Origin of the sequence: Streptomyces sp. ISL-87 (genome assembly GCF_018614095.1) — a bacterium.
Classification (GTDB): domain Bacteria; phylum Actinomycetota; class Actinomycetes; order Streptomycetales; family Streptomycetaceae; genus Streptomyces.
Genome location: NZ_JAGGOY010000053.1, coordinates 1 through 9,925 on the forward strand (window position 1 = coordinate 1; position 9,925 = coordinate 9,925).

At 69.7% G+C, this 9,925-nt stretch carries 7 protein-coding genes and 2 pseudogenes; 3 read left to right on the forward strand and 6 right to left on the reverse strand.

Translation table 11 applies throughout. The annotated features are described in order from the left end of the window. Nucleotides 1-193, forward strand: a 193-nt coding sequence (locus tag J7I97_RS20160; RefSeq protein WP_214936844.1) for a hypothetical protein, incomplete at its 5' end; no start/stop codon positions are given. Nucleotides 194-266: 73 nt separating this feature from the next. On the opposite strand, the gene J7I97_RS20165 is transcribed toward J7I97_RS20160, so the two are convergent. From J7I97_RS20165 to J7I97_RS39940, 3 genes and pseudogenes are all read right to left on the reverse strand, one after another. Further along, the gene (locus J7I97_RS20165) at nt 267-1,472 is read right to left on the reverse strand and encodes an IS4 family transposase (RefSeq protein ID WP_214936845.1); all 1,206 of its coding nucleotides are present in this window, start codon (nt 1,470-1,472) and stop codon (nt 267-269) included. Nucleotides 1,473-1,512: 40 nt separating this feature from the next. Next, nucleotides 1,513-2,178 (reverse strand): PIN domain-containing protein, encoded by a 666-nt coding sequence (locus tag J7I97_RS38625; protein WP_251049623.1) that lies wholly within the window; start codon nt 2,176-2,178, stop codon nt 1,513-1,515. Between the two features lie 52 nt (nt 2,179-2,230). Beyond that, nucleotides 2,231-2,278: pseudogene (locus J7I97_RS39940) on the reverse strand (hypothetical protein); the annotation flags it as partial. 504 nt (nt 2,279-2,782) lie between these two features. On the opposite strand from J7I97_RS39940, the gene J7I97_RS40350 reads away from it, so the two are divergent. Then, nucleotides 2,783-3,346, forward strand: a complete 564-nt coding sequence (locus J7I97_RS40350; protein WP_374195498.1) for a hypothetical protein — start codon at nt 2,783-2,785, stop codon at nt 3,344-3,346. A gap of 18 nt (nt 3,347-3,364) precedes the next feature. After that, nucleotides 3,365-4,105 (forward strand): alpha/beta fold hydrolase, encoded by a 741-nt coding sequence (locus J7I97_RS40355; protein ID WP_374195499.1) that lies wholly within the window; start codon nt 3,365-3,367, stop codon nt 4,103-4,105. Here J7I97_RS40355 and J7I97_RS20180 read toward each other — a convergent pair. From J7I97_RS20180 to J7I97_RS20190, 3 genes and pseudogenes are all read right to left on the reverse strand, one after another. Continuing rightward, a complete protein-coding gene (locus J7I97_RS20180) occupies nt 4,065-5,345 on the reverse strand; it encodes a CHAP domain-containing protein (RefSeq protein WP_308363578.1) in 1,281 nt (426 codons plus the stop codon). The genes J7I97_RS40355 and J7I97_RS20180 overlap by 41 nt on opposite strands. A gap of 81 nt (nt 5,346-5,426) precedes the next feature. Beyond that, nucleotides 5,427-8,534 carry a BTAD domain-containing putative transcriptional regulator gene (locus tag J7I97_RS20185; RefSeq protein ID WP_214936847.1) on the reverse strand — a complete coding sequence of 1,036 codons (3,108 nt, stop codon included), beginning with the start codon at nt 8,532-8,534 and terminating at the stop codon, nt 5,427-5,429. An 81-nt stretch (nt 8,535-8,615) separates the two neighbouring features. After that, a pseudogene (locus J7I97_RS20190) lies at nt 8,616-9,856 on the reverse strand (IS256 family transposase). Between the last annotated feature and the right edge of the window lie 69 nt (nt 9,857-9,925).

Genomic DNA, 9,925 nt, shown 5'->3' on the forward strand with positions numbered 1-9,925 from the left:
CCGGTTTGCCACAACGCACTTAAGGATCCCAGACGCGTGGGACCTTCGCTGGTGGGTTGATCGGGGCCGTTTTGTGGTGCGGGGCGATGGCTACGGCATCGGCTGGATCGAGTGTGGGCTGCGGCCAGAGCCGGTGCTCGGCTCGTCTGACGCCGAAGTTGGACATCTTGCGTTTGACGACGCGGGCGTTTGAGCGCCGGCGGCGTAGGGGCAGCAGGTGGCGGGCTATCTCGCGCAACCCGTCTGTGAGGGCTGCCACCAGGCGGTCAGGGGGAAAAGGCCGCCTGCGCGGTGACTTGACGTCGGGCGAGGCGGAGGGTGCGGGTGAAGGAGAGCCGGTCGGTATCGGTGCCGGCGCCTTCGGCGGCGGTGTGCATGAGCTGGCGGATCGCATGGTGGACGAGCAGGTGGCCCCAGACCTCCTGCTCGACGCCGTCGGGCGAACGGGAGCGCAGGACCTGGGCGGGGCCGCGCTGGTGGGTCTTCAGCTCGTCCAGCGTGGTCTCGATCTCCCATCGCTCGTTGTAGAGGGCCGCCAACTCTGTTGCGGGTGCTGCCTCGTGGTCGAGGATGGTGGTGATCAGCCGGTACGGGACGGTGTGCTGCGGGCGGCCGGGGTCGTCCAGGGTGTACTCGATGACGCGCACGGCGGTCGCGTCGGCGCGCTTGCGGTCGCCCGCGGCGGCGATGTCGGACAGGTAGGAGCCGTCGGGAAGCTCGCGCCGCACGGGCAGGACGGCGTTGGACTTGATGCGCCACAGCAGGTCGGCACCGCCGGCCGATGCCGCCCGCCACTGTTCCAGGCCGGCGAAGCCCCGGTCGGCCATCAGCAGGTCACGGGGCCCAAGGGCATCGAACAGCTCCCGCGCGATCACGGACTCGGCGGTGGTGAACGGCCCCAGAGCGGCGTGGGTGATCGCGTGCGTGCCGCACTCGGCCAGCGCCACCACCCGTACCTGCGGGAACGCGGACCGCTCGCCCCGATGGGTCTTGGGACGGCCGAACCGCGCGTCGTTCTCCTCGCTGTCCGGCACATCGAACGTGGTCCCATCGACCGCGACCAGACGCCAACGCCCGTACCAGGCACCGGCAGTTGACTCGGTCGCCACAGGCCCAGCGGTCTGCTCGAACAGCGCCTTGAGCGGCTCCGGTCCGAGCCTGACCCGGGCCCGGGAGATCGCACCAGGCGTCGGCACCTGCCACGACCCCGACCAGCGCCGCGCCCACGCGAGGCCCTCGGTCAGCAGCCGCGCGACCTCCTCATAACCCTGACCGGAGAACAGGCACATCGCCAGCACGAAGTAGACGACCACTCGCGGAGGCAGCAACCGGCTGCGCTGCCCGGATTTCCCGGATTCTTCCACGATCTGGTCCACGAGATCCGGCGGGAACGTACGCGTCAGCAGTCCAATCGCGATCCGATCAGACAACCGCTCGTCCGTTTCCGGCTTGACCTGTCCAGGGCGTGGCATCCAGGCACCTCCTGAACAGGCAGCCTACCAGTCAAGATCCTTAAGTCACTGGTATTGCTTCTAGGCCCGCGAGATCCTCGTCCATGGGGTATTCATATGCGTTGCCGTGACCGAAGTCCTTCGTGTTGGAGCTGACGAAGTAGACGGTCTCATCGGGGTGTTCTCGCGCGTATTCGACCGCCGACAACCAGATAGCGGCGTCCCGTCCGCCGATCTTCACCGTTTCTTTCCCTGCCGTGACGCTCTTGCAGGGCGGGAGGATGTTGGCCTCCCTCCTCAAGGCTTCGCGCAGAGTGCTCTGACTCGTGGCGATGACCTCGACGATCGAACCGTATTCCTCGCGCCAGTGCTTTCTGACAGCTTCGGGATCGAACGCCTCAAGCTGTGGGGGAACCTCCCAGCCGGCAACCTCTGCGAGCGCCTTGTGGGCCTTCTCGGCCGCCCCCCGCTGCTGCCGGTACTTCACCACCTGTTGAGCCGTCACTTCTTCCATCACGGCCCAAGGAACCGCGATCCTCTCAACCTCCAACTCGCGCATCATCCGAAGAAGATCGGCGGTGCTGCTGCCCAGCCCGCAGCTGCCGAGGATGCACGTGTCCAAAATGATCAAGACGTGTCCCAGTTCGTCGACACCTGATGGCGCACACCACGATCCCAGCCCGACGCCGCTTCGGTGGGCATTTTTCGCTCTCTGGAGGTAACGCAACCTGGCCCTCCGCAGACTCGCCCGCCGCACCGTAGTAGTCGCGGTGGGCTTCAAGGGCGTCGGCCAGGGCCAAGTTGAAGCTCTCCTCGTCGCCTTCCACGAGCTGCGACAAGAGGACCGCGGGCGGGGGGGAAGAAGCCCCAGCCCTTGGCCTTCTCGGCCTCCCGCAGCGCCCGCTCCATCGCCGACTCGGGATCCGCGCCCCTCAGGTAGGCGTGGAGGGTCTCCCGGTACGCGGTGAAGGCTGAGCCGTCCTTGACGGCAATCGCGGGGCCGGCGAGGACCGCATGCTGAACCCCTGTACCCACTCCTGCGCAGATGCGGCAGCGCTGCGGCCCGGCCCCGGTCCCTGAACCGGACCGAAGGGCCGATCGTCTCCTACACGGCGTTCAGTGACCCGGACGGCAACGGCTGGACTTTGCGGCAGCTCCCCGGCCGAGCCCTGTCGTCTTCGAGACCAGGGCAACTCATCGACCTCGAAAACGCCGTCGACTGTCACCAACACCGGCCCGGCGAGGCCGAGGAGATGCGTCGCCCGACACGGGCGGCGACCGGCGGCTACGTTGTCGCCCGTTCCGCGACACCGATGACGGAGGATCGCCGCGTGCAGACCCGTTTAGCTGAGGACGCCGGCAAGCGAGTGGTGTGGGGGGTATCCCTCGTCCTGATCGCGGTCACCGCGCTCCTCGGGGGAGCGCCCGGGGCCGCCACGGCGACGACCCTCGCCGCGCCACCGGTTCCCGTCCTGTCCTGGGGGCCCTGCGAGCGAGCGGACGCCGTCGGCCCGGGGGACGGGTTCGAGTGCGCGACCGCCCGAGTACCTCTGGATTACCGTCAGCCCACCGAGCGTACGATCCCGCTCGCGGTCACCCGGCGGCTCGCGGCCGACCAGGCCCACCGCACCGGTGTCCTGGTGCTGCACCCCGGCGGACCGGGCAACTCCGGCGTGGACTTCGCCCGTAACAGCCACGACGCGCTCCCCGCCTCCCTCCGCGACGCCTTCGACGTCGTGGGGTACGACATGCGCGGTGTGGCGCGCAGCGGACAGGTGGAGTGCTGGAACGACAAGGAGTACTCCGCCGCCGTCGATGCCGCGCGGGGCGTGCCCGGGCCTGGAGCTCTGCAAGACGCCGTCCGGCAGGGTCTCGACTTCGCCACCGCCTGTTAGGAACGCGCCGGAGACCTGGTGCCGTTCATCGGCACCGCGTCGAACACCAAGAACATCGACCTGCTCCGCCAGGCCCTCGACGAGGAGACGCTCTCCTTCTACGGCCGTTCTTTCGGCAGTTACATCGGCACCGTCTATGCCACGCAGTTCCCCCGGCGGGTCCGCGCCATGGTCCTGGACGGGGCCTACGATCCGCGTCGCTACGCCGACGTGCCGTACGCCTACGACGCGGGGCAGTTCGTCGCTCTGGACACGGCGGTCGGGCGGTTCCTGGACTGGTGCGCGCAGAATGCCACCGCTTGCGGATTCGGCGAAGGCTGGCCGCGGCAGGCCTTCGAGCAGCTCAAGCGGTCGCTGGACGCCGACCCCGTGATCACCGCCAGCGGACGCCCGGCCACCGGCTACACGCTCGCCTACCGGCTGATGTTCAACATCAACGCGGGCAAGGAGATCTGGCCCTACCTGGGACAGGCCCTGCGGGCGGCCCAGGCACACCAGGGTTCGTTCCTGCTGTCACCGCCCTCCCTCGGGTCCTTCGACTTCCTCAACGTCAACCTGGCCGTGGAGTGCGCCGACCGTGTCTACCCGGCCAGCCACCTGCTCCTGGGCACGCTGGTCAGTGCCCACGTCGCGGAGTGGCCCGCACTGCGGCGGGACCATCGCGCGGGGAGCGGCACCCCCGGAGTGGGTGCCGCTCGGCGGTGGGGCGCGAGCCCGGCTACTGGAGGGTGTAGACCCGGCGGAGGCCGTTGTCGCTGATTGCGGAGATGGAACCCGGGTCGACGGTCTGGGACATGACCGTGCCTTCGGCCCAGCCGTTGCCGCCGTCGAACTCGCGGAGGCGGCCCTGGGAGTCGACGGCGTAGATCAGCCGGACGCCGTTGTGGATCACCGCCGAGACGGTGCTGACCGTCGTGGCCGACACCTGGGAGTTGGACCAGCCCGCTCCCCCGTTGACCTCGTACACTCTCCCGTTCTGGACGGTGTAGAGCATCCGGGTGCCGCTGCGGTTCACCGCCGACACCGCGGTCACCTGGCTGGTCGAGGGCAGCGGGGAGTCCGACCAGCCCGCGCCGCCGTTCACCTCGTGGACGACTCCGTTCTCGACGACGTACACGAGCCGGACGCCGTTGAGGCTGATCGCCGAGACCGCCGTGACGGGCGCGGTAGTGGGTATGAGGCCCATGGCCCAGCCGTTGCCGCCGTCCAGTTCGTACAGACGGCCGTCGCGGATGACGTACACCAGCCGGACGCCGTTGTGTTCCATCGCGCTGACCGCGCTGATGTCCCCGCCGGTGGGAATGTACCCGTCACCCCAGCCGGTGGCGGCGCTGCGCTCATGGAGCTGGCCGTTCTGGATCGAGTACACGATGCGGTATCCGTTGGACATCATCGCGCTGACCGCAGACATCGAAGCCCCGGTCACGGTCCCGTCCTGCCAGCCCGAGGACAGGCCGCTCACCTCGTGCAGACCGGCGCCCAGACCCACGGGGGCGATGTACGCGCTCGCGTGCTGTCCTCCCGCGTTGGTCCCTTGGCGCCAGTTCCAGCTGGTCCGCTGAACGGTGTTGCTCTCGTTGCCGCCAACCGTGGTGACCGTGTCGCCCGAGACGGCGACGACGACGTTGACGTGGTCCGCGTAGGTGCCGTCGCTGTTGAGGTTGTAGACGACCGCGTCACCGACGTTCGGTGTCTGGTCGACGGTGTTGTGCCGCACGCCGTACTGGTAGAAGTCCTTCGCGCTGATGCCGAGGCCGCCCAGATCGGTCACGCCGGCCTGCCGCCAGACCCAGGTGGCGAACACCGCGCACCAGCCTCCGCCGGGGCAGTCTCCGTAGTACGAGCAGCTGTGCGGCTGATTCGCCTCCTGGTTGGCGACGCGGGCGATGTCCCCGGTGGTGGCCGCTTGGGCGGCCGGGGCCGCCGTCAGTGCCGTGGCGAGCAAGGCCAGCATGCCGAGGACTATGGTGAACAGGCGGTTCAGCAGGGGTGGTTTCACGAGCTACTCCTCCATCGGGCAGGGCGCTTCGGGCGCTGGTGGAGAGACTCTCGTGGGGCGCTGTAAAACCACTGCAAGAACTCAGGAAGAGCGGGGGGCGCGGGCAGCGGTTCGTGCGGACAGCTCTGCGTACTCACGCGCGCCGAACTCGGCGAATACCAGCAGAGCTTGTTCGCGGCACCGAGCCGCCGCAGCGTGGTCGCCGGTGGCCTCGTGTACGTCGGCCAGGTCTCGCCGGGCGCGGGCGCAGAAGAGCGGCAGGTCCAGACCCTCCCAGATCCGGAAGGCCGCCATGAGGTGCCGTTCGGCCGCAATGAAGTCGCCTTCGGCCAGAGCCAGTTCGCCGAGCGTGCGCAGCACCAGCCCCTCGCCGAGCGGGTCGCGGTGGTCGACGCATTCCCGCAGGGCCGCTGCCAGGATGCCCCCGGCGCTCCGGGTCTCGCCGAGCCGAATGCGCGCCTTGACCAGCGCCTGGTCGGCATATGCGGCCATGAGCCGGTCGTCGAGCCGGCGGAACATGATGCCGGCCTCGGCGCAGAGGTCGGAGGCCGTGCGGTAGTCCCCGGCGGCCCGGTACACCAGGCCGCGCGTGCGCAGGGCAAGCGCCTCCCCTCGTACGCTGCCGATCCGCCGGTAGGCCGCGAGGGACTCGGCGAGCAGTCCGTGGGCCGCGGGGTAAGCCCCCTCCTCCAGGTAGACGGAAGCCGCCAGGCGGGCCGTGTGCCCGATTCCCGCGTGGTCACCGAGATCCTTGAACGTGTGCAGGGCCCGGGTCAGTTGATCGCGTGCGACGGCGAACCGTGCGCGTTCCCTGTTCACGGAACCGAGACCGGACAGCACCGCGGCCACGCCGCGGGTGTCGCCGGCGGATTCGAGGAGAGGCAGGGCGTGGCGGAAATGCCGCTCGGCGTCGGTGTACCGGTCCTCCTCGTAACGGAGTTGCCCAAGGCCCGTCAGGACGCCGGCTTCCGCCGCGTGGTTTCCCGCCTGGCGGGCAGCGGCAAGGGCCGTGGCGTGCACACGGTCCCACTGCTCGAAGCGGTTGCCGACGGCGTACGCGGAGGCGGCGAGCGCGGTGGCCAGTTGGCAGGCGGCCGTGTCCAGTCCGAGTGCCGCGGCCTGTTCCACTGCGGCCACCAGCGCCCGTTCCTCCACCGCGAACCAGGCCAGCGGGTTGGCGGTCGCCGCGGCGGCCGCCTGCTGGAACGCGATCGGGAACACCGTACGGGTGGTCGGGGGAGGTACGGCTCCCGAGGGCTGGGCGGCCGCGGCACGCCCGACGAGCGCCAGCCACCCGTCGAGTACACGGCTCATGGCGGCGGATCGTTCTGGCATCGTCTGGGTCCCCTCGGCCTGTTCAGAGGCGTAGAGGCGCAGGAGGTCGTGGAGCCGGTAGCGGGGTGGCTGCACCGGGGTGCCGTAGCCGGTGCCCGTGTGCTGGAGGGCGCTGTGAGCGGTTGCGTCGGCGTAATGTCCGAAAGGTTCCAGGAGTTGGGAGTCCACGAGGCGTTCGCAGACCTCCTCGGCGACCCGTTCCGGTACGTCCAGCAGGAGGGCGAGCACCCATCCGGCGAAGTCCGGCACGCCGAGGAGGCCCAGGCGGGCGAAGGCCGTACGGGCTTCGGGGTCGAGGGCGCGAAAGCTGAGGTGGAAGCAGGAGCGGACCTCAAGGTCACCGGCCCGCAGTTCGTCCAGGCGTCGTCGTTCGTCGGCCAGCCGGTCCACCAGGGCCGCGAGCCCCCAGTGGCTGCGGGTGGCGAGCCGGGCCCCGGCGATGCGGACGGCCAGCGGCAGGTTCCCGCACAGCCGGACCACCTCGGCAGCGGCGCCCGGCTCCTCGGCGACCCGGTCCGTACCGGCGGTGCGCGCCAGTAGTTCCACGGCGGCGGAATCGGAGAGCACACCGAGCTCGATCCGGTTCGGTCCGACGAGTCCCGCCAGCCGGTTCCTGCTGGTGATCACCACTCCGCAGTCGGGGTTTCCGGGCAGCAGCGGTCTGATCTGGGCCTCGTCCACCGCGTCGTCCAGCACGAGCAGCATTTGCCGGCCGCCCAGCTCGCTGCGCAGTCGGGCGGTCCGGGCCTCGAGCCCCTCGGGTATCGCGGCATCCGGCGTGCCGAGGGCGCGCAGGAAACCGCCGATGGCCTCACCGGGCGGGACGGACGGCCCCAGGGTCCCGCGCAGGTCCACGTACATCTGGCCGTCCGGGTAGGCGCGGGCCAGCCGGTGTGCGGCGTGGACCGCGAGTGCGGACTTCCCCACTCCGCCGCTGCCGGACACCAGCCACACGGGTTCGGCGGCGCTCAGCCCTCCGACAAGTGCGGCAAGCTCCCGATCCCGGCCCACGAAACCACGAACGGCCGGGGGCAGTTGGGCTGGAGCCGGTAGGGCCGGAGCCGGTTGGGGAACCCCTGCCGGTGCGGACTCCGGTGGTGGCGACACGGTGCGGGGGTCCGCGGTATCGGGCTCGCCGCGCACGATCAGCTCGTACAGGCGCCGTAGTTCCGGGCCGGGGTCGACCCCCAGCTCGTCGGCGAGTAGCCGACGCCCCTCGTGATAGACCTCGAGGGCCTCAGACTGCCGGCCGGTCCGGTAGAGGGCACTGATGAGCTGAGCCCGGAACCGCTCCCGCAGGGGCGCCTCGGCAACCAGCGAAGAGAGTTCGCCGACGAGGTCGCCTGCCCGTCCGAGGGCCAGGTCGGCGGCGGTCCGTGCTTCCAGGGCGGTCAGCCGCAACTCGGCCAGGTGCTGCGCCTCGCCCCGCAGCGCCCCGCCCGTCCCGTCCAGCGCGGTGCCGCGCCACAGGCTCAGCGCCTCGCGGAGCAGACCGGCGGCGCGTACCGGGTCTCCGGACGCGAGCGCGCCCCGGCCCTGCCCGGCGCGTTCCTCGAACAGCGCGATGTCCAGACGATCGGCGGGTACGTGGAGGGCGTAGCCCGGAGGGCGGGTCTCCAGGAGCCCGTTCACTCTCAGCGCGCGGCGCAGCGAGGAGACGTACGTCTGGACGAGCGCCCGCGCGGTGGACGGCGGCTCCTCGCTCCACACCTGGTCGACGAGGCGGTCCACGGACACGACACGCCCTCGTGCCAGCATCAGGGCGGCGAGCAGGGTCCGCGGCTTCGGCCCGCCCAACGCCAAGGACTTTCCCTCACGGACCACTTCGACCGGTCCGAGCAGTCGGAACTCCATCGCTTCCCCCGAGTGTGACGATGCCGGGCGCAGTCTACGGTGGGTCTGTCAAACGAACGGTGTATCTCGGGTTGTTGAGGGTTACTGACGGGCTGCGGAGAGTCGGCCGTCGAAGGTGATGTCGAAGGCGTTCAAGGCTGTCTTCCAGCGCATGGTCCAGCGGGCCTGGCCCTTGCCGGTGGGGTCGAGCGACATGATCGCCATGTAGACGCACTTCAGGGCGGCCTGCTCGTTCGGGAAGTGGCCGCGGGCCTTGACCGCCCGCCGGATCCTGGCGTTGACGGACTCGATCGCGTTGGTGGTGCAGACGATGCGGCGGATCTCGGTGTCGAAGCGGAGGAAGGGAGTGAACTCCTCCCACGCGTTCTCCCAGAGCCGCACGATCGCCGGATACTTCTTGCCCCACGCGTCGGCGAACTCGGCGAACCTCTCGAGTGCGGCCTCTTCTGTCGCCGCGGTGTAGACGGGCTTGAGGACCTTCGCGATCTTGTCCCAGTCCTGGCGGGCCGCATAGCGGAAGGAGTTCCGCAGCAGGTGGACCACGCAAGTCTGCACGACCGTCCTCGGCCAGACCGTCTCGACCGCGTCGGGCAGCCCCTTGAGCCCGTCGCAGACCAGCATCAGGACGTCGTTCACGCCGCGGTTCTTGATCTCGGTGAGGATGTGCATCCAGTGCTTGGCGCCTCGCCGCCGTCGCCGGCCCACAGCCCGAGGATGTCCCGCCGGCCCTCGGCCGTGACGGCCAGGGCCACGTAGACGGGCCGGTTCGCCACCGCGCCGTCGCGGATCTTCACGTGGATCGCGTCGATGAAGACCACCGGGTAGACGGCGTCGAGGGGCCGGTTCTGCCATTCGGCCATGCCCTCGAGGACCTTGTCGGTGATAGTGGAGATCGTCTGGCGGGAGACTTCGGCGCCATAGACCTCGGCCAGGTGGGCCTGGACCTCACCGGTGGTCAGGCCCTTCGCGGAGAGCGAGATGACCATCTCGTCCACGCCGGACAGACGCTTCTGCCGCTTCTTGACGATCTTCGGCTCGAAGGAACCCTCGCGGTCGCGGGGCACGGCTATCTCGACCGGGCCGACATCGGTCAGCACGGTCTTGGCGCGGGTTCCGTTGCGGCTGTTCCCGCCGTTCTTTCCGGCGGGGTCGTGCTTGTCATAGCCGAGGTGGTCGGTGATCTCGCCCTCGAGGGCGGACTCCAGGAGCCGCTTGGTCAGCTGCTGCAGCAGCCCGCCCTCGCCGGTCAGCTGAAGGCCCTCGGCCTGAGCCCGACCCACCAGCTCATCAATCAGCCGATCGTCCACAGACTTCGAACGCACCGCCTCAGACGGCTCGACGGTCTCAACCTCGGTCACGTTGTCGCTGGTCTTGTGTCCTGAACATGAAAG

Excerpts from the sequence above, each read along its gene's own strand:
- J7I97_RS20165 (WP_214936845.1), bottom strand. The coding sequence starts at position 1,472 with ATGCCACGCCCTGGACAGGTCAAGCCGGAAACGGACGAGCGGTTGTCT.
- J7I97_RS20185 (WP_214936847.1), bottom strand. The coding sequence starts at position 8,534 with ATGGAGTTCCGACTGCTCGGACCGGTCGAAGTGGTCCGTGAGGGAAAG.